The following is a 26573-nucleotide window of genomic DNA, read 5'->3' on the forward strand; positions in this document are numbered from 1 at the left end:
GAGAGTAATATAGATGGCAGAAACGACAAATAAAGGACCATTCTTGTGTTTATTGGTAAGACTTCACAACTTGAATTTGCGCAATGTTTATCACCTAAGCTCCTTCCGTTGATTCGCGAAGCGCTGGCTAAATTGGCCGATGCAGAAAAAGAGGGCACGCCAATGGCAAGCGGCCGTCATGAGCTGGATGGCGAGCGCGCGTTTTTCTTCATCATGAACGACCACACGCAACATCTTGCGCAGCGTAAATCGGAGTGTCACCGCCGTTACTTAGACGTGCAGATTTTGCTGCAAGGCCGCGAAACCTTTGGTTATAGCCTCACGCCATTTGATGCGTTGGATGAAGACATGCTCGATGATCGTGACTTGGCATTCAGTGAACAACTGAATGATGAGCTGTTTGTCTCCATTCAAGCGGGCGATTTCATCGTATTTTACCCAGGTCAACCTCATCGTCCGTTGATTGCGACTGACGAAGAGCCGATGCCTGTACGCAAAATGGTGATTAAGGTCGATAAAGCGCTGTTTGCGTAATCAGCAACTCAATCTCGACTAATATCAGGTCCTACCCGTTAGGGCCTGATTCATCAATTAATATCGGAAATCGCAGTGTGATAATGCACAAAAACGTAAATGTGCTAACTGTTTTTCTTCTTGCCATTTAACGCCTATATATACTTAACCATCTAACTCCGTTCTCTATATGAAGGTTAACTGAATGAATCTGATAAAATTATTCGCATTTGTGTCGAGTGCTGCGTTACTGGGATGTGCGGACTCCCATTCCTTAAACGTAACGGATGCCAACTCAAATATTAAGTTGACGCCTGATACCGCTGTTTATATTTCTCTATCAAAGGATGGTGAATATGGGGATCATTATTATTCAGGTTCAGGTCAAATGGTGAGCCAGATCATTCAGGGAGAGTTAGTCACCAGACTGAACAACGTGGTGATTGCACAGAAACCAGAAAGCTATGCGTCTGCGCTACAATTTGCTAGTGAAAGAAAATTTGACTACCTGGTTTATCCAACGATTCTTCATTGGGAAGACCGTTCAACGGAATGGTCTGCGAAACCAGACAAAGTCAAAGTCAAAATATCCGTTATCGATGTAAAACAAAAGAGCACAATCAAAGCGGGAATCATTGACGGTAAAAGCGGTTTAGCGACGTTTGGTGGTGATAAACCGCAAGATCTATTACCTGAACCAACCAAAGAGTTCTTCTCTGATCTATTGTGAATCATGAAAACAACGCCCGCATAACGCGGGCGTTTTTGTATTCGATAGTGTGACCGTTAAATAAAGCGACTTGGCCAGTCGGAGAAAATGGCATCCACTTGATTGAGCAAGGGAAACTTGTCGCCATCGTTGACCGTGTAGCACCAGATTTGATAGCCGTCTTGGCGCAAGGTTTGCACGTGTTTTTCCGTCAACCAGCGGTAATTTAAGTTGGCACTGAATGCGTTCACTTCTTTGAGGACCGCTTTGTCTTTGGCAGACAATCGCTCGCTGAGCACGCCGAGTTTATAACCCGGGCAGTGCTGGTGGAGTTCACGAATGATGTCATGACTGAAACTCGACAGCAGAATCTTCTCTTGCGCCAACGGGCTTTGATCCAGTTGCGCTTTGAGTTGCGACGCCACTTGCGCCACATCGTGATTGTCGACTTTGACTTCGATGTTCAACCCTAAATCGTTGGCAGCCGCCAGTTCGAGCAGTTCTTGCAGCGTCATGATGGGTTCGCCGCTGAACTTGGCGTCAAACCAGCCGCCGAAGTCAAATTCGCGCAGTTCTTCCAACGTGTAGGCATCGACGCGGCCTTTGCCATTGCTGCAACGGTTGATGGTGTGATCGTGACATACGATCAGGACATGATCTTGGGTGGGCTGAACATCGATTTCGACCCACTTGAGTCCCATATCGATCGCAGCCTGTACGCTGACTCGGGTATTTTCCGGGAAAGTTCCGGCCACGCCTCGGTGACCCACAATAATCGGAGACATAACGCTTCCTTAAGCTTTGAGATTGGCGAACTACGCCACAACCATATCGACGTGATGATGCTGACACAATTGTGTCATCTCAGGTGTGGCGAGATCGACAAAGAGTCGTTGTATTTCAGACAGTTTACCGCTAACCACCGGAGCATAGCGCCCCAATTTGGTTTTGTCTGCAACTAACCAACATTGTTCGCTCTGTTCGATGATGGCGCGAGTCAGATGGGCTTCTTCTGGCGTGAAATCGAGCAACTGACCTTTGTCGTTCAAACCGCCCACACCGAAAATACCAATCTTGATGTTGAATTGGCGATAGAAGTGGGTGGTGGCTTCGCCAACCGTATCTTCATCCGACGGGCGAACCGCGCCGCCCGCGAGGTGAATCGCCATGTTGGGGTTGCGGCTTAAGGTTAATGCGGCGTTGATGTTGTTGGTGACCACGGTCAGCCCCGGGTGATCCAGCAGTGCGTGCGCCACATGTTTCGGCGTGGTGCCGATGCCCAGAAAAATACTGCTGCCTTCGGGCAATTGGTCCACCACGCGTTGCGCGATTTTCTGCTTCGCGGAGAGATTGATCAGCTCCCGATTGGTGAAGGAGAGATTGTCGTTAGCACTGGGGAGCGAAATCCCGCCATGCACGCGGCGCACCATGCCTTTGTCGCTCAAATCATTCATGTCTTTGCGAATGGTTTGCACCGAAACATCAAAGCGTTCAGACAACAGCGCGCTAGAGAGCACGCCGTGCGCCTGTTGCAAATACGCCAGAATCTGTTTTTGTCGGGTCGATAAACTCACACGTATCCTTACGCAATCGCGCGTTGAGCCAGAGAAACAGGGCAGAGTCGCTTGCCATGTTCATCAAACAGATGCAGGTTGTCGGGTGTCACCGACAGCGTGAGTGGATCGTGGATCTGCAGCGCCATTTCCGGCGTGACGGCAATGAAATCGCGCTCGCTTTCCAAGCCGATGATACGGCCATGCACCAGTTGGTTTGGCCCCAGCGGTTCGACGACGTTGATATCGAGTTCAAAGCACAGCGTGTGTTCGCTGCAATTGAGCTGCGCGTGCTCAGGACGAATGCCGAGCGTGATCGATTCGGCGTTCAAGCCATCATATTCGGGCAGATAACACTGTTGTCCGGCGACATGCAAGCGACCATTTTTCAGCGATGCAGGCAGAAAGTTCATCGCCGGGCTGCCGATAAAGCTGGCCACAAAGGTACTGGCTGGTTGGTGATACACTTCAGCGGGTGTGCCGACCTGTTCAATCTCACCTTGTTTGAGCACCACAATGCGATCGGCCAGCGTCATCGCTTCAACTTGGTCGTGGGTCACATACACACTGGTGACGCCCAATTCACGTTGCAGCTTTTTAATCTCCAAACGCATGTGCGCGCGCAGCGCGGCATCGAGGTTAGAGAGCGGTTCATCGAACAGAAACAGCTGCGGATCGCGCACAATCGCACGGCCCATCGCCACACGCTGGCGTTGACCGCCAGAGAGTTTCGACGGTTTGCGATCGAGGTATTCATCAATCTTGAGCGTTTTGGCGACTTTGCGAATTTTCTCATCGATGGTGTTTTTATCCACACCTCGATTTTTCAGCCCGTACGCCAAGTTATCGTACACGCTCATGTGCGGGTAGAGCGCGTAGTTCTGAAACACCATGGCGATGTCGCGCTTGGCGGGTTTCTCGTTATCAACACGGCGGCCGCCCAAATGAATTTCGCCGCTGCTGATCGACTCCAGCCCGGCAATGGAGCGCAGAATGGATGACTTGCCACAGCCAGATGGGCCAACCAGCACAATAAATTCACCTTGCTGAATCGACAAGTCGACCCCTTTGACTGCGCGGTGGCCGTTTTCGTAGGTTTTCACCAGTTGTTTGATATCGAGCATCACGTTGTCCTGCTCCTTGCGCGCTGCGCTGTGTACTAAATGCATCACGGAATTATTTTTCACTTTCGACAAGTCCTTTCACAAACCAACGCTGGAACACCACCACCACCAAAACCGGCGGCAGCATCGCAAGAATGACCATGGCGAAGGCGTAGTCATAGCGGGGCAGGTTGGTCTCATTAATGTTGTTCAGAATCTGTTTAATGCCCATCACGATGGTGTTGTAGTGCTCATCGGTGGTCATCATGATGGGCCATAAATATTGGTTCCAGCCGACGACAAACATGATGATAAAAATCGCCGCCATCATGGTTTTTGAGAGTGGAAACAGAATATCGATGAAGAATCGAATCGGCCCGGCGTTATCGAGTTGCGCCGCTTCCAGCAATTCGTCAGGAATGGTTTTAAAAAACTGACGAAAGAAGAAAGTCGCGGTTGCTGATGCAATCAACGGCAGAATTAATCCGGTGTAACTGTTGAGCATGCCAAGGCCGGACACCACTTCATAAGAGGGGATGATGCGGACTTCCAGCGGCAGCAGCAGCGTGACGAAAATCAGCCAGAACCACGCGCTGGCATACGGCAAACGAAAGTAAACCAGCGCGAACGCCGCCATCATCGAGATGATGATTTTGCCAATCGCAAAGCCAAGCCCCATCACCATCGAGTTAAAAATCATGGTGCTGGCGGTGACGTTACCGGCAAAGCCGAGGCTCTTATTCCACGCTTCGTCGTACACCGCCGACAGGTTGTCACCGATGCCCCATTGCAGACCTTCACTGATGATGGTGTTCGGATTGTGGGTCGAACTGGCGAAAATCAGCCAAATTGGCGCCAGCATAAAGAGTGCGCCGGCAATCAGGATCACGTGATCCGACAGTTTATTGCTTTTCATAGTCATTCCTTAAACATCGTGCCAATCAGTAGTGCACGCGCTTTTCAACAAAGCGGAACTGAATGAATGTCAGGCCGAGCACCAGCAGTAAAAGCACCACGGATTGCGCCGAGCTGCCGCCCAAATCAGCACCCACAAACCCGTCGCGATACACCTTGTACACCAGCGAAGTGGTGGTGCCGCCGGGGCCGCCGTTGGTCATGGTGTCAATCACGCCAAACGTTTCGAAGAAGGCGTATGTCAGGTTGATCACCAAGAGGAAAAATCCCGTTGGTGCCAACAGCGGAAAGGTAATTGTCCAGAAGCGTTTGCTGTCGCTAACGCAATCAAGCGTGGCCGCTTCTTTGACCGCGTAAGAAATCGACTGCAATCCAGCGAGAAAATAGACGAAGTTGACCGCGACCTGTTTCCACACCGACACCAAAACGAGCGCAAAAGTGGCATCGAATGGGTCGGTCTGAACGCTGAATGTCCAACCGACTTTAGCGAAGAAATCGGTCAGCACACCGATGTGTGGGTTAAACAAAAATCCGCCGATGATGCCCGCGACGGCTGGCGCGACGGCGTACACCCAAGTCAGCGTTACTTTGTACGAGCCTTGGCCGTGAATCACATTGTCGGCTTTGACGGCCAGCAGCAGCGCAATCGCCAGTGACAAAAACGAGACCAGTACCGAAAACAGCACGGTGAAACCGAGTGATTCCAAGTAATCGCTCGATTGAAACAGCATCTGGTAGTTTTCAAACCAGACAAATGTGGAGGACATGCCCCACGGGTCTTCCAGCATGAATGAGAGATAAACTGCTTTTGCCGCCGGATACACGAAGAAGATCGCGATGATCACGATTTGAGGCGCCAGCAAAACATAAGGCAGTGGTGAGTGAAAAAATTGTTGTCGACGTTCCACGACTCTTTCCAGTAATGCTTAACCCCGGCAATATCCAGTGAAGCGAACAACTTCACGGCATCTTGGGGTTGGGTTAGCTACTTTTCGCGCAAGCGAAAACAGCATCAAAAAGAAAGCCTGCTTACTCTGGCGAATAAGCAGGCGAGCGCGTTATTGCACGGTGCGTGCGAAGCGATTGAGCAGTTTTTCACTTTCGTCTTCGACTTTGTTCAGGCTCGCTTCAACCGAAGCACGACCTGCGAAAATGTTGTCGAATTCACGGTGCATCACTTCACGAATCTGCGGGTAGTAACCGAGGCGGTAGCCTTTGGTCCATTCACCCGATGCTAGGCTCAGCTGTTTCACGCCCACTTCCGCGTCCGGCTGTTTGGTGTAGTAACCGGAGGCTTTGGTCATGTCATAAGCCGCGTTGGTGACTGGCACGTAACCGGTGGTTTCGTGCCAGTACATTTGCACTTCCGGGCGAGTGAGATAAGCGAAGAAGGCCGCGACCGCTTTATCTTCCGCTTTCGGATGGCCATTAAGCGCAAACAGCGCCGCACCGCCGATGAAGGTGTGTGTGCCTTTGGCGTTCAGCGACTGCCAGTAAGGCAGGTATGTGGTGCCCAAATTGAAGGTCACGCGGTTACGCAGGCCGCCGAATGAACCTGAAGAGCCCATCCACATCGCCACTTCTTGACGTTCAAATGGCGTCTGGTTTGCATCCCAGTTGCTGCCGTAGTATTTGAAGTAACCTTTGTCCGACCACTCTTTGAGTTTTTTGAAATGCATCACCATGTCTTTGGTGTTGAACATCAGCTTAGAAGAGAGGGACTCGTAGCCGTTCTTGTGATCAGAAAGAGGCAGGTCATGGCGTGATTTGAAGTTCTCAAACATGATCCAAGGGGTGTGTGACTGCGAAAATGCCACGTAACCTTTGGATTTCAGCTTTGCCGCCAGTGCTTCAAGCTGCTCATACGTTTTTGGCGCTTCGCCATCCACAGTGCTCAGAATGTCTTTGTTGTAGTAGAGCACCGGTGTTGAAGAGTTGAATGGCATGCCCACCATTTTGCCGTTGTTGTCGGCATAGAAGTTACGCACGCCTGCCAGGTAATCTTTGGCGTTAAATGAATAGCCCGCATCGATCATGATGTCTTGTACAGGTTTTGCCACACCCGGTGCGTTCATGATGGTTGCTGCGCCGGCATCAAACACCTGAAGAATGTTTGGTGACTGGCCCGCGCGAAATGCCGCGATACCGGCCGTCAATGTTTCGGTGTATTCACCTTTATAAACGGGCGTGATTTTGTAGTCGTTTTGCGATGCATTGAAATCGGACGCAATCTTGTTCACGGTTTCGCCCAACTGACCGCCCATGGCGTGCCACCACGTGATTTCTGTTGCCGCTAAACTGGATCCTGAAAAGGTTGCTGACAGCAGACCCGCTAACCATAGCTTGTTCATTGTATTTTCCCTTGTTGAGTTTCGAACGAGACTGTTCTTGTTTCGTTTGACGCTATGGTGGCGAAGAAATATGTCACATCCGTGGACGTTAAATTTCATTCCGATGAAAGATTTATGGATCGCGTGCGCGGCATCACAGGCTGTGGTTCATCGGACGATTGCACAGTGATGGCGCATAAATACATATGAATGACCTAATAAGGCGCAATATCTCAGTTCAAAACGCCAGAATATGAGAAAAATACAAAATATAATTGGAACAAAGATTGCTAAGATTAGTAACATCACTGGACGTTATTGTCGTTTTTATCAGGGAAAGAAAATGAAAATAGGTGTGATTGGAGCAGGCGCTGTTGGGGTTGGAATCTGTAACTACTTGCTGACCTTAGGCAGTGTGAGTGAACTGATTTTATTGGATCGCGATGTGGCGCGCGCGGAAGGGGAAGTGTTCGATTTTCGCCACACGGCGGCGCTGACGTTTTCTAAAAATACCCGCATTGTGCCCACGGACGATTATCTGGAGCTGATTGGTGCCGACATCGTGGTGATCACCGCTGGCGCGCAAATTCAGCAAGGCCAGTCACGGATGGATCTGGCTGAAATCAATAGCAAAATTGGCGTAGATATCGCCAAGAAAATTGAGCGCGTTGCCCCGAAAGCGGTACTGATTGTCGTAACCAATCCTTGTGACATTGTCACGCATAGCATCGTCGCCAACACCGGCTACAGCCCAGGCCGAGTGATCTCGGCAGGTTGCGTGGTGGATACCGCACGTTTGATGACCATTGTTGCCCAGCGCGTCAATCTCGATCCGAAAAACGTGTTTGGTTACGTGCTGGGTGAACACGGTAGTCACTGTTTTACCCCGAAAAGCTTAATCAGTATCGCCGGACAAGCCGCAGACTATTACTGCGATGCGAACCATCTTGACCGGATTGACGCCGATGAGCTGTTGGAGTCTGTCAAACAGGCGGGTTATGAAATTTTCAAACGTAAAAACAACACCACGCACGGTATCGCGGCCAGTGTATTTCGTATTATTCAGGCGGTGACCATCAACGAACATTCTGTGCTCCCAGTGGGCACCTTGTTGCGAGGGGAATATGGCCTCAACGATGTGGTGCTGAGTTTGCCTGCGGTTGTAGGGCGAAATGGGGTGGAAAAAATCCTGATTCATCCATTTACAGATGCCGAAATGCAGACGTTGGTGTCGATTGCAGACAACTTACGAGAAAATATGATAAACGTCGCCAAATCGACGGGATTGAGCTACTAATTTGATCGGGCGAGTATTTTTGCTCGCCCATTGCGGTTTTTACGTGCCAGCGCCGCGAAGGCTGCTATGCTTACTCCATCCAAGGAATGGATAGAACAGCAAAGGAAACGCGTGAAATTACATACTCTTAAAGGCTACATTCAGAACATCTACCTCGCCGAATACCCCGATAAACTGCTGTTACTTGATGGTGCCAGCCGCGCCGACGTGCCGATGATTCAAGCTTTTATCGAAACGACGCTTGGGCGTCCACTGAGTGACCTCAAGGCCGTGGTCGTAACCCATATGCATCCGGATCACGCGGGCGGCGCGCACAAATTGCGCGAGTTGACGGGCTGCCACATCGTGTCGGCCAACAAGGCAACTCATTGGTATCAAGGTTGGGATGGTGTATTGATGTACCTGACCGATTTGGCGCTTGCGCACTGGATGGCGAATCGCCTGCGCAGCCCCAAGCGCCGCTTATGGTTTGCCCGTAAGTTACTGGCGGACGTTTGTTTGTCTGACGGTGACACCATCCCCGGGTTTGATGAGTGGCAGGTGTTAGAAACGCCAGGACACACTGACCGCGACTTGTCGGTGTATCACGCTGAGCAGGGCATCCTGTATGTGGCCGATTTGATTGTCGAAGTGAAGAAGCGGTTGATTTCTCCCTTTCCTATCTTCTATCCGAATCAGTATCGCCGCTCGGTCAAACGTGTTTTGGATCTTGCCCCCAACACTCTATTACTCGCGCATGGTCAGGACATTCCGTTTGATGAAGCGGCGTATCAGCACCTAATTGACACTGCGCCAGTTCGCCCGGCGACCCATTGGCGTGTCGCTAAGCTCAAAGCGAAAAGTGTGCTCAAATCGGTGTGGCTATTTGGCTTTCTGGAGCGGAAAAATCAGCTTTGAGGTATCAAAGCCCGCCGCCTGCGCTTTTTTGAGGGCGGCTTGTAATTCATTGTCGGCAATGGTCGGTGTGCGTGACAGCAGCCATAGATAGTCGGTGTTGTAGCCGCTGACCAGTGCCAACGAGTAATCATCTTTCAAATCAAACACCACGTAACTGCCATAAAACGGGCCAAAGAACGACACTTTCAAATGCGCGATGTCCGGTGAGGCGACAAACTTGGCTTTGCCTTCGGCTTCCTGCCATTGCTGCGCATGGTCATTCCAGCCCCGATTGATGACCTTGACGCTGCCGTCGTCATTGCGTGAATAAGTGGCGCTGATCTGGTTTAAACCCCGTTCAAAACTGTGGTCGAGTCGCGCAATTTCATACCACGTTCCTAAGTATCGATTGAGCTCAAAATGGCCGACCGGCGTCACTTTATCCGGCGTTCCGGTGCATCCCGCGAGCAACATCATCAGCACCACGAATAGATTAAATTTCAACAATTTCATAACACTATCCTTTTTATACATGTGAAAGGGCATACGGAAGATAACGCATAGACGATCATTATTCATCGCGTGATTGTCGCCAGCAGGAAAAGCGGATAGAATGGCAAACTTAGTTGATAATGAGAGCTTTTATCAATAACATATTCGCATTCTCACGCGGTAAATGATTACAATGATGAACCTTTTAAAACCTAGCCTAGTACTGCTTTCTGCAGCGACCATGCTTCCAGCTTATGCCAATACTCTGGACGATGCGAAAGCCATTCAGAACAAAACCAATGCAGCGTCTGCATCCAGCCAACGCGCAGTCGACAAAAGCTCGGCCGCCGCGATGGAACTGCAATCGGAAATCGAACAATTGAACGAAGAGGTGAAAAACCTCAGCGTTTACCGCGACCACTTGGCCTCATTGGTTGTGAGCCAAGACAGCGAAATCACCAGCCTTCAAGAGCAAATCGTCGAAATCAATCAAACTCGTCAAGGCATTGTGCCATTGATGTACCAAATGATTGATGGGCTGCAAACCAACCTGAGCGAAGATAAACCCATTCGCCTGACGGCTCGTGAAGACCGCATCGAAAAACTCAAAGCACTGATGCCACGTGCAGATGTCAGCGATGCAGAAAAATACCGTCGTATTTTAGAAGCCTACCAAATTGAGATGGATTACGGTTCGAAACTGGGCGTTTACCAAGACACCATTCAACTGGCTGAGAACGATGCCGTAAAAGCAGATATTCTTTACCTTGGCCGTGTGTCGCTGATTGCGCGTAACCTGAACGCCACGCAGTACTGGTCTTGGGATCAAACACAGAAACAGTGGTCTGCGGTGAGCGGCAGTAATAAAGCCGATCTCGATACGGCTTACAACTTGGCGAATCAACAAATTGCACCCACCTTGTTGACGCTTCCTGTATCGCTGACTCAAGCGGAGGCAAAATAATGACCTTGAATAAACTTGTCTCTGTGATGGGGCTGAGCCTGATTCTGACCGCGCCAACATTCGCCGCGACAGACTTAGTGCAACAAGCGAGAACGGAAAATCGCACAGAGCAAACACATAACGTGAAACGCGAAGCGGATTTCAAGAAAACCGAACAAGAACTGAAAGCAGAAAAAGCGGCGCTGATTGCCAAACGTAATGCGTTGCAAGCAGAAGCCGACAAACTGTCAGCTCAATTCAGCAAAAATGAAAACAGCCTCGCGCGTTTGGAAGAAAAACTGCGCTTAGAAACGGGCAGTTTAGGCGAAATTTTTGGCGTTGTGCGTCAAAACGCCAAAGAGATCAAAGCTGAGCTAGAACACTCCGTTACTGGCGTGGATCGTCAACAATACGCATCCGTCATTGATGACATTGTGGCGGCCAAATCACTGCCTTCGATGAAACAACTGGTCGGCTTGTGGCATGCGATGGATGAACAGATTGTCGCCAGTGGCGAGATCAGCACGCACGACATCAACTTCATTGATGGCGAAGGCCGCACGCACAGTGCGTCCGCAACACGAATTGGTGCGCTCGGTTTGGTAACAGACCAAGGTTACGTGAGTTGGAACAACGCACGTAAAGATGCCATCGCTTATCACAAACAGCCTGACAACGGCCCAACGTCGTCTTCACTCACGGCGATCGCACAAGGTGACACCGCGCCTGTGGTTCTTGACCCATCGCGTGGCACGTTGCTTGAACAACTGGCACAAGCACCGACGCTAAAACAACGCCTCGAAGCGGGTGGTGTGATCGGCAAGATCATTCTGGTGCTACTGGCCGTGGGCCTGATCATTGGTGTGTATCGCGGTGTGGTTCTGGCGATCGCACGTCAGAAAATCAAAGCGCAACTGAAAACGCCAAATCAACCGGGCAACAACCCGCTAGGTCGCATTCTTTCGGTCTACAACAAAGAGCAAAACCGCAGCGTGGAAGCGCTGGAACTGCGTTTGCTTGAAGCGGTCGTGGATGAGCAAACGGGGCTTGAAAAAGGGCTGTCGATGCTGAAACTGCTGGCTGCACTGGCACCGATGCTGGGTCTGCTCGGTACGGTGACCGGGATGATTGAGACCTTCCAAGTGATCACTCAGTTTGGTAACGGCGATCCAAAAGTGATGGCGGGCGGTATCTCGATGGCACTGGTCACCACGGTGCTTGGCCTTGTGGCGGCCATGCCACTGTTGCTGGCGCACAACATCCTCAGTACCCAAGCAGAAAATATCCGCAATATTCTGGAGAAACAGGGGATTGGTCTGGTCGCGGAAGAAGCGGAACGCGAATGTGGCGTGACGCCAGCTTCTAGCGTGGTTGGCAACGCAGCGTAAGGAATCAAGATGAACCAAGCAGACTGGTTGTTTTCACTGAAAAATCTGTTTTTGCCACTGTCAGAGTTTATGGCTCAGGGCGGAACAGTACTTTGGTGGCTGGCTGCGGTCGTCGCTTTATGTTGGCTGTTGGTGGTGGAGCGCGTGATTTATCTCGCCTTCACGTTTCCTAAACAACGTAAGCAGTGGGTTGAACAGTGGCATGCGCGTCGCGATCATCAATCGTGGCACGCACATGCCATTCGTGAAGGGTGGATTGGTCAGGCGCATATCGCACTGACACAAAACCTCAACGTCATCAAAGTACTGGTTGCCATTTGTCCGATGCTCGGACTGCTTGGCACCGTCACCGGGATGATCTCGGTGTTTGATGTGATGGCAACCCAAGGCAGCAGCAATCCAAAATTAATGGCGTCAGGCATCTCTCTTGCGACTCTGCCCACTATGGCAGGCATGGTCGCTGCGCTGGCCGGTATGTTCGTGCACGCGCGTTTGGCTAAAACCTGTCGCCTGTTTGAACTGAAATTAGAAAAATCGTTAAGGAGTCAGCGATGAGACTCGGTCGACGTCAGTCGAAACAAGAAGAGGCGCAAATCGACCTCACCTCAATGCTGGATATCGTATTCATCATGTTGATCTTCTTCATCGTGACCAGCTCGTTTGTGCGAGAGTCTGGTGTGGAAGTGAATCGTCCGTCTGCGGCCAATGTGGTGGCGCAGAAAGATGCGGGCATTTTCGTGGCCATTACTTCAGCCAACGATATTTATATTGATAAACGTCAGGTTGATGTGGAGCGCGTTCAAGCCACGTTGGAACATCTCTTACTGGAACAACCGGAAGCCTCTTTGGTGATTCAGGCGGATGAACATGCCTACAACGGCACGGTGGTTAAAGTGATGGATGCGGCGAAAGGCGCGGGCGTGAAGAGCATTGCCTTGGCTGCGGAGAAACGCTAATGGGGCGTCTATTGTTAGCCATGCCATTTGCCGCAAGCATCTCGATTGGGTTGTTTGCCTTTATGGCATGGATGGTCAACAACGACGGCATGCGAGCACCTAAGCAAGGCGAATCACTGAGCTTTAACATGGTGATGGTGGAGCAAGAGCAGGATGTGCAGCGCCGCCAACGCAGCGTTCCGGAGCAACCGAAAGCCCCGGAACAGCCGCCAGAAACACCGGTATCACAAAAACAGACAACGGCCAGCAACACCGTTTCGCCAACTAGCGTACCGTCATTGGGTTTGGATACGGCGATCAATGGCATAGAAATCAGCGCGCCAACCTTTGGTGACTTTGGTGTGAACCAACAAGCGCTGCCACTCTATCGTGTTGAGCCAAGTTATCCGCCGCGTGCGTTGAAACGGGGCGTTGAAGGCTATGTGGTGCTTAAATTTACCATTGACGAAACGGGTCGTCCGACCGACATCGAAGTGGTTGATGCCAATCCGCGTCGTATGTTTGAACGTGAGGCAATGCACGCGTTGAGAAACTGGAAATACCAACCCAAACTATTGGATGGCAGTGCCGTATCTCAGCCGGGTCAAACTGTAAAACTGGAGTTTAAATTAGCCAAATGATGAAACGATTAATCGTCTGTCTATTGCTGATGAGCTCGGCGTCACTTGCGACAGCGGCGGAACTGAGCCAATACGCGGCCAACAAAGCGATGCGCGCCAACCAACTTGCGCAAGATAACAAGTTAACAGACGCCATCAATACGTTGAAAACTTCCGAGGTGACGCGTGCTTACGACAAAGCGTACTTTGCGCGAATGTTGGGTGTGTTTTATTGGCAAAACAAGCAACTGAAACCGGCGATTCAATCGTTGAATGATGCGGTTTCAAGTGGTCAGCTGGTTGATGACCAAGGGTGGACGACGCGTCGCATGCTGGCCGATTTGCTGCTGATGAATCAGCAATACAAGCAAGCATTGCCGCACTACTATGAGCTGGTCAAGTCAGCACCGAAAGATCAAAAGGTGTATGAACTGTGGCTGCGCATCGGGCAAATTCATTATCAAGCGCAGCAGTGGCAAAAATCACTCAATGCGATTGCACGTTATGAAGGTTTTAAACGCCCAGACGAAGTGACGCCACTGTCGGTCAAACTGGGGGCTCAGCTTCAATTGGAGAAATGGAAAGATGCCATTCCCACCTTGAAGCGCCTCATTGCGCTGGAGCCGGAGAAAGGCAACTGGTGGCTGCAACTGGTCAGTTTAGAACTCCGTACCGGTCAGAAGAAAGACGCTCTCAGCAGCTTGGGTCTGGCTAAATTGCAAGGTGTGGCCTTAAGTCAACATGACCTGCGTTTGTTGGCGCAACTTTATGCGCAAAATGGTGTGCCTGAGCGCGCTGCACGTGTGATTGAGTTACTCGATGAGGCGGACTCAGACATTCAACTGATCACCGAGCGTGCCTTCTACTGGCAACGTGCCAAAGAGTGGGATCGCGCGATTGAAACTTGGACGTTGGCTGCCAAATTTGATCGTCGCTACCACTGGAACGTCGCCCAATTGCTCAATCAAAAAGGCGAGTACCGCTCTGCGTTGAGCGAACTCGACCACGTGAAAGAAAAAGATCGTCAGCCGCAAGTGGCTTTGGCACGAGCGCGGGCGCTGTACAAACTTAACCATTTGGAAGAGGCGCTGATTCAAGCGAAGCGTTCAAACAATCTTGACCCATCAGATGAAGCGAAAGGTTGGATCAAATACCTCACGCAGTTGCGTCAAATTCAGACGCGCCAAACGTCGTAATACATCGCAACGCCATCTCGAAAAGACCTCCTTGTGAGGTCTTTTTTCGTTCTGAACACCTGTCGGGTATCGGCGTCGTTGAATGCTTGTTGGCCAATCAAGCGCTGGGCTAGGGCGAATCATGAAATCATAGCAACTTGCAAATGATATTGATTTGCAAACAAGAATAGTTCTTTGTATGCTTTACCCCATCATCGAGTTTCAGGATCATCCTTCGTCATAAATAAGGTCAGCACGCAGAGCCAAGCCGCCTTTGAATCGTTGTTTCACTATGCGCAACAACTTACGCCTTATCTGGATGGTCGTGTGGGTGTTGCCCAAGCGGGGGAAGAGGCGATTGCGCTGGAACGTCACAATGGCGACACGTTTGCCGCGATTTATGACGAGATCAAAGCCGCGTCTCCTGAAGCGGGGCAAGCTTACTGGCTCACTCGCACTTGGGGGCTGTTGTGCTGGCAACCGGTGTACCTGTCATTTCTCTCCGTTTACACACAAAAAGCATTGCCTGATTTTACTCGCATGACGCAATATCGCCGTCCGCTATTTGTGGCTGGATTCAGTTTTGAACCGCATGAATGGCAGCATGGCAATCGCACGCAGTTGATCCATCGCGTGGCCCATCAATTGACGACGCTGTTTGAGCAATATCGCGCTGAGATGAACGAGTTCGTGCGGATTCGTCCGGGGTTTACGCAGCATCTGTTGGCTGACATGCTATTGAGTTGTCTGGTGAAATTGCAGCAGCTTCGGCCGCACTATTCCAACGCGCAAATTCTGACGCAAGCACGCGTGTGGTTAGCGGCGTTTGATCTGCCAGACAAACACCTATCCAGCCTGAAATTGGATCAAAAATCCCAACAACTCACCTTGGTGCGTAGCAGTTGCTGCCTCGTCTACAAATGCAGCGGCCGCAAGGTGTGTCCGGATTGCCCCCGTGCAGCGGTCAATAAACAAGCGCAAGCGCTCGAGCTGACGCTTGTTCATTAAGTTACATATGCAATCCCTATTCGATTAATAACTAAAACCCATTTGGCGCTCGGCGTGCATAGGCTTATCCTGATCACAGATTAATGATAAGAGGAGCATGCAGATGGCAGAGACAACAGCACTGGTAGTAGAAGGCGGAGCAATGCGCGGCATATTTGCCAGCGGCGTGTTAGATTCCTTCATGGATTTTAACTACCGACCCTATGATTTCGTGATGGGTGTGTCTGCTGGGGCATCGAATCTTGTGGGTTACCTTTCCAATCAGCCACTGCGCAGTTATCAAGTCATCACCAAACTCGCGACCAGTAAAGAGTTTTACAATCCAGGTCGATTTCTTCGTGGTGGTAGCTTGGTGGACGTTCGCTGGTTAATTGATGAAGCCAACCGCATCTATCCTGTGGATGAAGAACGCTTGTTCTCATCGATTCCTTTCTATGCGGCGGCCACCAATGTCGACACGGGTAAAGCCGATTACTATCGCGTGACGCAAGACAACTTTGCCACCGCAATCGAAGCCACGTCGGCGCTGCCCCTAGTGTACAAACCCACGCCATGTTTTTCGGGTGGCTGTTACACCGATGGCGGTATTGCCGATTCAATTCCAGTGAAAGAAGCGTATCGCCGCGGCGCTCGTGACATCACCGTGATCTTATCGCATCCGCTGAGCTATCACATGGCGAAACCGAAAAGTGAATGGATGATGAAACGTCTGTTTTCAAAGCATCCTCATGTGGCGAACTCAATCATTCACCGCTTTGAGAAATACAACGGTTCGTTGGAATTCATTCACAATCCACCGAAAGATGCGACGATCCGCGTGATCGCACCGCCAGAAAACTTTGCCGTCAAGCGCTTAACCATGAAGAAACCGCTGCTTGATGTCGGTTACGACATGGGTGTGAAAGCGGGCAGAGCGTACATTCAGTCCCAAGGAGCCTTATGATGAATTTTATAGAGAAAATGGTCGTTTTCGTGTGTGAGATCGAGACGTATCAAGATGTGTTGGCTGGCCTTGCTAATACGTACGAAGAAGAAGTTTGAAACGGCTCGCGACTTGTCACGCAGGGCCATGGCGTTGGGGATGATAAAGCATGATGACTCTCGCATCGTCACACTCACGCTTTTGGCCTCATTCGATAACCTTTCCACAATAGAGCACATCCCTGACTCATCTGGACGTGCTCATGCAACTCAAACTCACTCTTATTGCTGCGGCGTTATTGACGGCGCAGCACGCGCCAGCCATTGCGAATCCACTGGCTTTTGTTCCTGTCGCCCAAGCAAATGAATACCACGATGGCATCAATATTTATGAATATTGGCAGAGTGAAAAACTCGATGGTATTCGTGCTATTTGGAATGGCAAACAGCTGTTGACCCGCAATGGCAATCGAATCTACGCGCCACATTGGTTTACCGACCCGCTACCGGATTATCCATTGGAAGGAGAGTTGTGGGCTGGACGAGGCCATTTCCCACTTGTGCAGCAGACGGTGCTCGATCACACTCCATCCGATGCGGCGTGGCGCAAGATTGATTTCATGCTGTTTGATATGCCGGAAGCAGCCGGCGATTACACCAAGCGTTATTACAACCTCAAATATTTAGTGGAACAGGCCGCCGCATCGCACATCAAATACATCGAGCACTCACCGGTGCTTTCTGAAGCGGAACTGTTGAACTATTTAGACACGTTAACCAACCAAAATGGCGAAGGTGTCATGTTACGCAAAGTGACGGCCAGTTATCAGGCAGGGCGCAGCAACGATCTGTTAAAGCTGAAAAAATATCAGGACGCTGAAGCGCGGGTCATGGGCTACAAATTTGGCAACGGCAAATACAAAGGCATGATGGGGTCGTTGCTGGTCCGCACTGACGAAGGCACCGAGTTTTACGTGGGAACCGGTTTTACTGACGAGCAGCGTCAGAATCCACCCGAAATTGGCAGCCTCATCACTTACCGCTATAACGGCTTAACGGCCGAAGGTAAACCGCGCTTCGCCCGCTTTGTTCGCTTTCGAACCGTATACTAAAGCTATGTCATCATTCAGATCGTAAACGATTCGGTTCATGACCTCACCTGATGGTGTTAACGACCCACCGTGACGGAGCAGCGCTTAAACAGAGCTTGCCAGTATTGCATGTGATGTTGGATCGCTTGGCGAAATGCTTGATGGCTCGGCACAATGGCAAAGGCGTAGTCGCTCAACGGTGTCGGTTCAAACGGCGTTAGATTGGGTGCCAATGTGAAGTAAATGCTGTCAATTTTAGCGAGGTAAGGTTGCAGCTTCTCCACATAAATAGATTGAAATACATTGCGTAGATAATTGAGTTTGGTTGGGTTACGGTTGGCACCACAAACAATGGTGGCATCGTGTTGAGTTAATTGCTGGGTGGCCGCACTCAGCCAGCGCGCCGAATTGTCGAGCGAGAATTTCAATTGACCGAGCAAGGGCTGCTTCTCCAACGCTTCTTGATAAGGCGTGACAATTGGCAATGCCACCGTCAGTTGTTGCTGCGCAATGGCCGCATGGATGGCGGAAAACGTGGTTAACGCCTCATTAATCTGTGCCGTATCCCAATGACCTTCGAGCCATTCATGGCTGGTGAGCTGCTGACGCATGGCTGTGCTGGTGTACAACAAGTTGTGCCACTGCGCCGGTAATTGGTCGATTTTCTCTGCTTCGATGTCACTTAATTGTTGGCGCAATTTCGGCGAAAGGTCGTTGTCGGTGATGCAGCGTGTGAGGCCGTGCAACAGTGCCAATTCATAATCAAAACGGCGAAATTCATCTTGAACTTTCCCCAGAACGGAATTGCGTTCTGCGATCAGCGAAAACAACGCACATTTGCGCAGTTCATAGCTGTCTAGTAAGCCAAGGGTGAGCGGGTCGATGGCGATGAGAAGATTGCGTTTATCCGGCAAGGTTTGATTTTTCGTCTCAGGAAAGGGAATGGCTGCGGCGTCCTGAACATTGGCAATGCGTTGAATGTAGTCGGCAAAATCACGCTCAATCGTAGGCCGCGCCAAGTCGCAACCTGTCATCCACAGCGCCATCAATCCAATCATCCAATAACGCACGCAACCTCCTTATGCTTCATTCCGTATACAAAAAGGCCAGCGTTCTGCTGGCCTTCAAACTCGTGGGTTTAGCGGGACGCAAAATGCATTTGCATGTCGTCGTCTTGTTTCTGCACCCAGTACAGACGCAGGCCGAGCATCAATGCCGCCGAACTTAAGCCGATGATGAAACCAATCCAGAAGCCTTGAGCGCCCATCGGTTCCACAATTAGATCCGTCATCCCCAAGATGTAACCGGATGGAAGGCCAAGAATCCAATACGCGATGAACGTGCGGTTGAAAATCGCCGCCATATCTTTGTAGCCGCGTAGGGCGCCTGCGGCGATAACCTGAATGGCATCAACCACTTGGTAGATGGCTGCAAACATCAACAATGTCATCGCTAGGCTGACAACCGCTGGGTTCTCGGTGTACAACAGTGATACGTGTTCACGGAACAAAACGGTCAATGTGGCGGTGATAACTGCAGTGCCAACCCCCACCATCAAACCGACGTTGGAGGAAATCGCCGCACCACGGAAATCTTTTTCACCCAGCGTATGGCCGACCCGGATCGAAACCGCTGCACCAATACTCATCGGTAACATGAACACCAACGATGAGAAGTTGAGCGCCACTTGGTGCGCTGCCACCACGAGGGAGCCTAATGGCGCCACCATCAGTGCAACCACGGCAAAGAGTGTCACTTCAAAGAACAGCGCCGCTGCGACCGGGAAGCCCAGACGGAACAGACGAATCTGCGCTTTCAGTTGGGGTTTGTGGAACGAATCAAACAGCTTAATGTGCGCCAAACGGTTGGATGTGATGACGTAAAATAGCAGCATGAAGAACATCATCCAGTAAACGATCATCGTGGCCACGCCACACCCAATGCCGCCCAGTGCTGGCGCGCCAAATTTGCCGTAAACAAAAATCCAGTTGAGAGGAATGTTAAACAACAGGCCAACAAAACCAATCACCATGGCTGGCTTGGTGAGAGACATGCCGTCGGTAAAGCTACGCAGCGTTTGGAACAATAAAAAGGCTGGTACCGCAAACACCATCGCGTGCATGTAACCGATGGATTTTTCCTGCATCATCGGTTCGACCTTCATCACGCCCAAAATGGCTTCGGTTTGCAGTAGCACGATGATGATCGGCACGGAAATCACCAGGGCTAAAACGCCGCCTTGATGAATTTCAAACGGAATTTTGTGCTGACGTCCGGAGCCATTGAGTTGTGCCACCACAGGAACCAGCGCCATAAGCAACCCAATGCCAAACAGAATGGAAGGCAACCAAATACTGGCCGCGATGGACACCGCCGCCATGTCGATAGCGCTTACGCCACCGGCCATAATGGTGTCAACAAAGCCCATTCCCGTCTGTGCGACAGATGCGATGAGAACTGGCGTCGCCAATTTAATTAAATTAGACGCCTCGATTTTATATTGATTACGGTGCACGAATTTCTCCGGAAGGAACGACTGCTAGAGCGCATCAAAAGCAAATTTTGATGCTGGAGTGAATGATAAAGAAATGTCACACTAAGCACCACGAAAAACTGTCGGAATCACAAAATGTTTACAGGTATTGTGCAAGGCACAGCAAAAGTTGTGACCATCGAAAAGAAAGAAAAATTCCAAACTCATGTGCTCGATTTACCGGCGGGACTGGGACAAGGCTTGGCGATTGGTGCGTCTGTCGCGCATAACGGTTGTTGTCTGACGGTGACGAAAATCGAAGGCACGGAAGTTTCGTTCGATTTGATGCAGGAAACCTTACGCCTCACTAACCTGGGTGAACTCGCCCCGGGAGCTTGGGTGAACATCGAGCGTGCCGCGAAATTTGGCGATGAAATTGGTGGCCACAACATGTCTGGGCACATCAGTGCAGTAGCGACGATCACCGAGGTGATCGATACACCCAATAATCGAACTATTTGGTTTGAACTGCCAGCCCAACACATGAAGTACGTATTGGCGAAAGGGTACATTGGACTCGACGGGTGCTCACTCACCATCGGTGAAGTCAAAGCGAACCGCTTTAATGTCCACTTGATCCCTGAAACCATGCAGCGCACGTTGTTTGGCCACAAGCAGGCTGGCGATCACGTCAACGTTGAGTTTGATCCCCAAACGCAAGCGATCGTCGATACGGTCGAACGCGTTCTCGCTGCCAAGCAGATGTAAAAAAGAGCGCTTAGGCGCTCTTTTTTGTCTCAGAAAATCTGTTCATCATCCGCATCGATATACAGCTCAATGGTGTCTTGTTGTTCATCCACCATCATGTTGAGGTGAATGGCATGACAACACGCGGGGCAGTCGTCATAAAATTCTTGGCTGCCATTTGAAGAGTCCAGGGTAATGCGGATGGCATGGCCACAATGCGGGCATTGAACCGTTTTTTCAGTGAATTCTCTCATCTCACTTTCCTTACATCTACGGGAGATGACTTAATAGTAAGCTGCGAAGTTAGTTAAAGAGAGAAATTAAGTACAAACTTTGAGGCAAGGCATAAAACCGATAAAGAACACCCGTTAGCGCATTCTTTATCGTCACAAAGTGTATCCGTGATGAGTGACTAACTGTTTAAAAAGTAAGAATTTTCTTAACCAGTTTGTCCGCCTCGGCAAGGTAATGACCACCAAAGTGGTTGTAGTGATTCAAGATGTGGTACAGGTTATAAATGTCTTTGCGTTCACCGTAATTAAAATCAAGCGGTAACACGCTTTCATACCCTTGGTAGAAATCAGGTTGGAACCCGCCAAACAGTTCCGTCATGGCGATATCGCACTCGCGGTCGCCCCAATAACACGCTGGATCGTAGCAGATCGGGCCAAATGCAGAGTTTGCCACGTTGCCATGCCATAAGTCGCCATGCAGTAACGACGGACGAGGCGAGTGGTTGGCCAAACGCTGTTTAACCAGTTCAACAAACTCATTGATGTTGACCAGTTCAATGCCTTTTTCTTTCAGCAATTGTAGTTGCCAGCCAACGCGCTGTTCGGCAAAAAAGAGGCTCCATTTCTTCGCCCATTGATTGGGCTGCACAATGTTGCCAATGAAATTATCGACATCAAAGCCATACTCTTTTTGATCGCCCCATTGATGAAGCTGCGCCAGTTGAACGCCAAACTTAAAACTGTTCGTCGCATCGTCCAGTGGTTTGGTGGGCAGGTAATTGAGGATGATAAACGCATGGCTTTTGCTGGTGCCAACCAACACCAACTCCGGCACGGAAACGGTCGAGCTTTCCCGCAAAACGCGTAGGTTTTCGGCTTCTAACTCGTATTGGGGCAAATGTTCACGTTGGTTGAGTTTGACAAAATAACGCTCACGGCCATCGGAGATCATGTAGCACTCATGCAGGTCTCCGCCGTTGATCTTGTCTTTTTCTGTGATGTCGAATTGGAACATCAAAGTGTCTGAGAGCTGTTGCGCGATCGCTTGCCACATAGTTTTGCTCCGTCCCGGTACGTCGTTGTTGTAAGACAGTTTAGGCGATCATTGACTATATTTCAGACAACGAATGCACATAATTTCATTCACTTACTGACTCCGTCCTATAAATGCATATAAATGTGACTGTTATCAAAAAACCGATAACCCATCATCGTAAGTTATCTCGGTTCACTCATGATCCAGTGCAATAATGTCGCCTTGTAATGCAATATTTAGCCAATCAACATACGACGTCGATTCATCATTTCAGCAAAATGTGTTCGTCTCTTGATATTGGGCAAGAATATGAGGGATTACCTCAGTGAGAAACTGTGAAAAAACGGACACATGGCTTAGTATTACACAAGGTAACGTCGTGTTTGGCATTAAGCGGTATAGCGGAGAAGAAAAGTGGTTGTAGAAACCGATGGTTATTTAGCGCTGATTGAACACCTGGCAATGAACATGGATATCTTTACACGTGAAGGTGACACTGGCGAAGAAAGTGTCGAAGACGTGGCTACGGATATGGTTGCCAGTAACATCATGGCTATTTTTGAACAAAACCCGGAACTCCATTCCAGCGTACGTTTTCAATTGCTGAAAGAAGCGGACTCCGTCGTCGACGATCTCGGCGAAGTGTTAGCGGGCGTGTGGGGTAAACCGGCAACCAACGAACAAATCATCTTCCTTGATGAGTATATTGCGTTGGTGAAAAACCTGTTTGATACAGCAGTCAGCCAATACGATTAATGGATCTCAGGCGGAGTCTCTATCCGCCTGAACTGCCAAAACTTGGAAGCCCAATACGGGTTATCTAACCTCGAAATCATCACACCTTGCGATGTTGAGGCATGCATAAATAGTTTGTTGCCCAGATAAACGCCCACATGCTGCGTGCTACGCGATGTCTTAAAGAACACCAAATCCCCATATTTTGCCTGATTGTATGCCACGGCATTGCCAACTTGGCTTTGTGACGTCGTGGTGCGCGGTAGGGGCTGTTGCCACGCATCGCGATACGCGATCTGCACGAATGCCGAACAATCGACGCCGCGTTTGGTATTGCCACCAAATTGATAAGGGACGCCTTGCCATTGGTTGTAAATATCAAAAAACGCAATCTCTTTGCGCGCTTCGAATGAATCGTCTGACATGGCATTGGCCGGCGACGATGGTACCGCAAGGCTATCCGATGCATGGTGGTCGGGGGGAACGGATGAACATCCCGCAAGTGCGAGGCATACCACCAGAAAGGGAATACGTTTTCTCATCATCTGTCACTTAAATGAAATTTGAATGAAATATTTCTGACACATTCGATTCCTACCATGGCGACGGATCTTTAAAAGTGGAATCGGACTCTCAACTTCCTATGACTCAGTCTAATCAGCCAGGCAAAGCGTTGTCTCTTATTCAAACGCTCACTGCCATCTTTATGTCGATCACACTACTCGTCATCGTTCTTTCTGTCACTAGTATCAAAGGCATTGAACGAGTGGGTGACCAATTCAATCACCTGTCAGAGCAAGCACTGCCTTTGGCGATGACCAATGCGTCGCTCACTCAAAATATTCTCGAACAAGTTAAATTTCTTGGTTATGGCACTCGCGCCAAAACTGCCGATGAGCTCACCACCATTCAGTCCAACATTTCTGAGCTCGAGACGCAAGCCCAGCAATCGCTGGAACATATGAAAACGATTTCGGCGCAGTTTGCCAACCTCATCGACGCCGACAAATTGCAAACGTTGATGGAGAACATTCACCAACTGAGCGCGTTGTCCAACACCATTCTCAATGCCCAGCAACAGCAATTGACTCAGCAAAAGACCATTGCCGATCAAGCGACCGGCTTCCGTTACGGATTAAGCTCGATTGGGCCGGAGATGAGCCGCATCGCGTCGTTTCTTTCGGTCGATAATCCTGAGTCGATGGACGCCGCCAACCGCTTTACGGCCTCAGCCAGCTCGATGGAAAGCACCTTTTTAATGTTGATGATGCAAGATGACCTCAACAACGCGCAAACGCAATACAAAGAGCTGAAAAATCGCCTTGCTGGTTTGGCATTGGCGTTTGATGATTTCAAAGAGTGGCACCCAGATGTCATGGATTTTGCCAGCTTGACTGCGCCGTATGACATGGTGCAAACCGGATTTAAGTCAGGCGGTATTCTTGACCAGATCATGGACAAGCTGCACACCTCACAGCAACAAAACCAACAGTTTGAACAAGCGGCGATCGTGGCTCAAGCGACAGTGAACACACTGAACGCGTTATCAAGCGATGCAAAAGCACTGATTAGCGCCAAAGAGCGCGAAGTGCAAAGCACCATGTTAAGCGTCACTTGGATTCAAGTGGTGAGTGGTGCCGTCTTGGTCGTGATGATTGTGCTGGCATGGTTTGGTTTACGTCGATGGGTCAACCATGGCATGCGAAATATCAGCAAGCACCTCACCTTGATGACCGAACATGATCTTGCTCATCAGGCGTCAATGACGGGGCCGAAAGAGTTTCACCACATTGCGACCCAACTGAATCAGGTGATTGACAGCACCCACGATTCGATTTCGACCGTGACACGCAACTGCGAAACCTTGTATCAAACCGCTGAGTTAAGTTACGACGCTGCTGATCAATCAAACAAAAGTTTGGCGTTACAGAATCAAGCATTGATGAACATGGTGACCACCATTAACCAGTTGGAAGCGTCGATTCGCGAAATTGCTGGCGTGACTAACGATTCTTACACCGATTCGCTGTCGGCAGCGAAGTATTCTGCGCATGGGGTGACCGTGGTGGAATTGAATCGTCAGCGTCTGCAGTCGTTGGACTCAACGCTCAACATCAACGAAGCCGCCATGTTGGAACTCGATACACGTGTGACCAAGATTCGTGAAATGGTCGATTTAATCAGCGGTATTGCCGACAGCACCAATTTGCTCGCACTAAACGCAGCCATTGAAGCCGCGCGTGCCGGTGAACAAGGGCGCGGTTTTGCGGTGGTTGCCGACGAAGTACGCAAGCTGGCCAGTGATACCACCACACAAACGGCAAATATTCGCGAAATGATGAATGAGTTGGTGCAAGCGGCTGGACGCTCGCGTCAGGCGGTGGAAGATTCAAGAGCGGAAATGGCGCATGCCCTGACGTCCAGCGAAGAGGTGAAAACCAGCTTTGCGGATATTGAGCAAGCGGTCACGCACATTCGCGCACGCGTCGAACAGATCTCAGTCGCCACCGAAGAGCAGGAGCGCGCGACGGCCGATGTCAGCCAATCAATCACACACATCTCGGAGCAGGGCGAACAGACCAAACTGCAATTGGAATCAATGGTCGAAAGCTCCGAACAGGTCGCGGAGATTGCCGGTCATCAACAAGCCATGCTGCACAAATACACGCTGAGTTAATGATCGCGAAATGGCTGGGTCAGCATTTTGTCCAGCCATTGTTCTCGGGGCTGCTGAAACAGCGGCAGTCCGATTTTCATGCCATCATGACCTTGTTCCGGCTGGGCGATATAGGTGTGGAACATTCGATCCCAAATCGACAGAAAGAAGCCAAAGTTGGAATGGGTTTCCCGTTCAATCACCGAGTGATGCACGCGATGCATGTCGGGCGTCACCACCACTAGACGCAACCATTGATCCACTTTGAGCGGTAAGCGCGCGTTACTATGATTGAACATCGCACTGGCATTGAGCAGAATTTCAAACACCACCACAGCCAGCGGAGAAACACCAATTAAGGTGACAGCACCCACTTTGATCCACATGGAAATGATGATTTCGACCGGATGAAAGCGCGTGCCGGTTGTGACATCAATGTCTTGGTCTGCATGGTGCATGCGATGCAGACGCCACAGGGTCGGCAGACGATGAAACAGCACGTGTTGAGCATAGATCACACCATCGAGCAGGATCACTGACAGCACGAAAGCAAGGGCAGGGGAAAGGTTGAGCCAATACAACACGCCAAACTGAGTGACTTCCGTCCAGTGAGCGGCAGAGACCGCTAAAATCGGCATGGCGAGGGTGAGCAGCACGCTGTTTAAGCCAACCAACCCAAGATTGTTAACCCAACGCAACCATTTTCGCTGCGTGAGGATTTTGCGTGGCTGATTCGATTCCCATAACGCACAGGCAACCAGCACCAAAGTAAAAAACAGCAATCGAACCGCTTCTGTATGTTGTAGCATCACGCCTCCAGCAAA

General features: G+C 50.2%; 29 protein-coding genes. 16 read left to right on the forward strand and 13 right to left on the reverse strand.

The window, feature by feature from the left end:
* Positions 1–45 precede the first annotated feature (45 nt).
* The gene (locus VFA_RS06495) at positions 46–534 is read left to right on the forward strand and encodes a NanQ anomerase/TabA/YiaL family protein (protein ID WP_004725826.1); all 489 of its coding nucleotides are present in this window, start codon (positions 46–48) and stop codon (positions 532–534) included.
* A 184-nt stretch (positions 535–718) separates the two neighbouring features.
* On the forward strand, positions 719–1243 hold the full coding sequence (locus VFA_RS06500; RefSeq protein WP_038151114.1) for a DUF4823 domain-containing protein: 525 nt from the start codon (positions 719–721) through the stop codon (positions 1241–1243).
* 56 nt (positions 1244–1299) lie between these two features.
* Here VFA_RS06500 and VFA_RS06505 read toward each other — a convergent pair whose 3' ends face one another.
* The 6 genes from VFA_RS06505 to VFA_RS06530 all read right to left on the reverse strand — a co-directional run bounded on the left by VFA_RS06505 (position 1300) and on the right by VFA_RS06530 (position 7144).
* Complete coding sequence (locus VFA_RS06505; protein ID WP_004725831.1) at positions 1300–2007, reverse strand: glycerophosphoryl diester phosphodiesterase; 708 nt, start codon at positions 2005–2007, stop codon at positions 1300–1302.
* Positions 2008–2037: 30 nt separating this feature from the next.
* Positions 2038–2796 carry a DeoR/GlpR family DNA-binding transcription regulator gene (locus tag VFA_RS06510; protein ID WP_004725832.1) on the reverse strand — a complete coding sequence of 253 codons (759 nt, stop codon included), beginning with the start codon at positions 2794–2796 and terminating at the stop codon, positions 2038–2040.
* An 8-nt stretch (positions 2797–2804) separates the two neighbouring features.
* Positions 2805–3899: a sn-glycerol-3-phosphate import ATP-binding protein UgpC gene (locus VFA_RS06515; protein ID WP_232281700.1), complete on the reverse strand. Its 1095-nt coding sequence runs from the start codon at positions 3897–3899 to the stop codon at positions 2805–2807.
* Between the two features lie 52 nt (positions 3900–3951).
* Positions 3952–4794, reverse strand: coding sequence for a sn-glycerol-3-phosphate ABC transporter permease UgpE (ugpE, locus tag VFA_RS06520; RefSeq protein ID WP_004725836.1), 843 nt, complete (start codon positions 4792–4794; stop codon positions 3952–3954).
* A gap of 25 nt (positions 4795–4819) precedes the next feature.
* Complete coding sequence (locus VFA_RS06525) at positions 4820–5701, reverse strand: ABC transporter permease subunit (RefSeq protein ID WP_004725838.1); 882 nt, start codon at positions 5699–5701, stop codon at positions 4820–4822.
* Positions 5702–5851: 150 nt separating this feature from the next.
* Entirely contained in the window at positions 5852–7144 is a 1293-nt protein-coding gene (locus VFA_RS06530; RefSeq protein WP_004725839.1) for an extracellular solute-binding protein, read from the reverse strand.
* A gap of 322 nt (positions 7145–7466) precedes the next feature.
* Between VFA_RS06530 and VFA_RS06535 the strand changes: the two genes are divergently transcribed.
* Positions 7467–8420, forward strand: coding sequence for a lactate/malate family dehydrogenase (locus VFA_RS06535; RefSeq protein WP_004725841.1), 954 nt, complete (start codon positions 7467–7469; stop codon positions 8418–8420).
* A gap of 111 nt (positions 8421–8531) precedes the next feature.
* Positions 8532–9317, forward strand: a complete 786-nt coding sequence (locus VFA_RS06540; RefSeq protein ID WP_004725844.1) for an MBL fold metallo-hydrolase — start codon at positions 8532–8534, stop codon at positions 9315–9317.
* On the opposite strand, the gene VFA_RS06545 is transcribed toward VFA_RS06540, so the two are convergent.
* Positions 9282–9809 carry a lipocalin family protein gene (locus VFA_RS06545; RefSeq protein WP_004725845.1) on the reverse strand — a complete coding sequence of 176 codons (528 nt, stop codon included), beginning with the start codon at positions 9807–9809 and terminating at the stop codon, positions 9282–9284. The two genes, VFA_RS06540 and VFA_RS06545, sit on opposite strands and share 36 nt — an antisense overlap.
* A 175-nt stretch (positions 9810–9984) precedes the next feature.
* On the opposite strand from VFA_RS06545, the gene VFA_RS06550 reads away from it, so the two are divergent.
* From VFA_RS06550 to VFA_RS06590, 9 genes are all read left to right on the forward strand, one after another.
* Positions 9985–10752, forward strand: coding sequence for a DUF3450 domain-containing protein (locus tag VFA_RS06550; RefSeq protein ID WP_172475423.1), 768 nt, complete (start codon positions 9985–9987; stop codon positions 10750–10752).
* Positions 10752–12119: a MotA/TolQ/ExbB proton channel family protein gene (locus VFA_RS06555; RefSeq protein ID WP_004725849.1), complete on the forward strand. Its 1368-nt coding sequence runs from the start codon at positions 10752–10754 to the stop codon at positions 12117–12119. Before VFA_RS06550 ends, VFA_RS06555 begins: the two co-directional genes overlap by 1 nt.
* Positions 12120–12128: 9 nt before the next feature.
* A complete protein-coding gene (locus VFA_RS06560; protein ID WP_004725850.1) occupies positions 12129–12674 on the forward strand; it encodes a MotA/TolQ/ExbB proton channel family protein in 546 nt (181 codons plus the stop codon).
* Positions 12671–13075, forward strand: a complete 405-nt coding sequence (locus tag VFA_RS06565; protein ID WP_004725853.1) for an ExbD/TolR family protein — start codon at positions 12671–12673, stop codon at positions 13073–13075. Before VFA_RS06560 ends, VFA_RS06565 begins: the two co-directional genes overlap by 4 nt.
* Positions 13075–13695 (forward strand): energy transducer TonB, encoded by a 621-nt coding sequence (locus tag VFA_RS06570; protein ID WP_004725855.1) that lies wholly within the window; start codon positions 13075–13077, stop codon positions 13693–13695. Before VFA_RS06565 ends, VFA_RS06570 begins: the two co-directional genes overlap by 1 nt.
* Positions 13695–14870, forward strand: coding sequence for a tetratricopeptide repeat protein (locus tag VFA_RS06575; RefSeq protein ID WP_172475422.1), 1176 nt, complete (start codon positions 13695–13697; stop codon positions 14868–14870). Before VFA_RS06570 ends, VFA_RS06575 begins: the two co-directional genes overlap by 1 nt.
* Before the next feature lie 261 nt (positions 14871–15131).
* Positions 15132–15857, forward strand: a complete 726-nt coding sequence (locus VFA_RS06580) for a siderophore ferric iron reductase (protein ID WP_004725858.1) — start codon at positions 15132–15134, stop codon at positions 15855–15857.
* A 103-nt stretch (positions 15858–15960) separates the two neighbouring features.
* Positions 15961–16800: a patatin-like phospholipase family protein gene (locus tag VFA_RS06585; protein WP_038151119.1), complete on the forward strand. Its 840-nt coding sequence runs from the start codon at positions 15961–15963 to the stop codon at positions 16798–16800.
* Between the two features lie 241 nt (positions 16801–17041).
* Positions 17042–17890 (forward strand): DNA ligase, encoded by an 849-nt coding sequence (locus VFA_RS06590; protein ID WP_004725862.1) that lies wholly within the window; start codon positions 17042–17044, stop codon positions 17888–17890.
* Positions 17891–17946: 56 nt separating this feature from the next.
* Here the strand turns inward: VFA_RS06590 and VFA_RS06595 are convergent, their stop codons facing one another.
* Positions 17947–18939, reverse strand: coding sequence for a DUF3080 domain-containing protein (locus VFA_RS06595; RefSeq protein WP_004725863.1), 993 nt, complete (start codon positions 18937–18939; stop codon positions 17947–17949).
* 68 nt (positions 18940–19007) lie between these two features.
* Positions 19008–20384: an MATE family efflux transporter gene (locus VFA_RS06600; RefSeq protein WP_038151122.1), complete on the reverse strand. Its 1377-nt coding sequence runs from the start codon at positions 20382–20384 to the stop codon at positions 19008–19010.
* 114 nt (positions 20385–20498) lie between these two features.
* Between VFA_RS06600 and VFA_RS06605 the strand changes: the two genes are divergently transcribed.
* Positions 20499–21110 carry a riboflavin synthase gene (locus tag VFA_RS06605; RefSeq protein ID WP_004725867.1) on the forward strand — a complete coding sequence of 204 codons (612 nt, stop codon included), beginning with the start codon at positions 20499–20501 and terminating at the stop codon, positions 21108–21110.
* A gap of 29 nt (positions 21111–21139) precedes the next feature.
* Here the strand turns inward: VFA_RS06605 and VFA_RS06610 are convergent, their stop codons facing one another.
* Complete coding sequence (locus tag VFA_RS06610; RefSeq protein ID WP_004725870.1) at positions 21140–21343, reverse strand: CPXCG motif-containing cysteine-rich protein; 204 nt, start codon at positions 21341–21343, stop codon at positions 21140–21142.
* A gap of 166 nt (positions 21344–21509) precedes the next feature.
* Positions 21510–22376 (reverse strand): fructosamine kinase family protein, encoded by an 867-nt coding sequence (locus VFA_RS06615; RefSeq protein ID WP_004725873.1) that lies wholly within the window; start codon positions 22374–22376, stop codon positions 21510–21512.
* 396 nt (positions 22377–22772) lie between these two features.
* Here VFA_RS06615 and VFA_RS06620 point away from each other — a divergent pair, with 396 nt between their 5' ends.
* Positions 22773–23114, forward strand: a complete 342-nt coding sequence (locus tag VFA_RS06620) for a DUF3802 family protein (RefSeq protein ID WP_004725876.1) — start codon at positions 22773–22775, stop codon at positions 23112–23114.
* Here VFA_RS06620 and VFA_RS06625 read toward each other — a convergent pair.
* Positions 23111–23638, reverse strand: a complete 528-nt coding sequence (locus VFA_RS06625; protein ID WP_038151125.1) for an NlpC/P60 family protein — start codon at positions 23636–23638, stop codon at positions 23111–23113. The two genes, VFA_RS06620 and VFA_RS06625, sit on opposite strands and share 4 nt — an antisense overlap.
* A 98-nt stretch (positions 23639–23736) precedes the next feature.
* On the opposite strand from VFA_RS06625, the gene VFA_RS06630 reads away from it, so the two are divergent.
* On the forward strand, positions 23737–25770 hold the full coding sequence (locus tag VFA_RS06630; RefSeq protein WP_172475407.1) for a methyl-accepting chemotaxis protein: 2034 nt from the start codon (positions 23737–23739) through the stop codon (positions 25768–25770).
* Here the strand turns inward: VFA_RS06630 and VFA_RS06635 are convergent.
* On the reverse strand, positions 25767–26558 hold the full coding sequence (locus VFA_RS06635; protein WP_004725884.1) for a sterol desaturase family protein: 792 nt from the start codon (positions 26556–26558) through the stop codon (positions 25767–25769). The two genes, VFA_RS06630 and VFA_RS06635, sit on opposite strands and share 4 nt — an antisense overlap.
* Positions 26559–26573: the final 15 nt, after the last annotated feature.

The sequence above is a fragment of the Vibrio furnissii CIP 102972 genome (genome assembly GCF_000176175.1).
Lineage (GTDB): Bacteria > Pseudomonadota > Gammaproteobacteria > Enterobacterales > Vibrionaceae > Vibrio > Vibrio furnissii.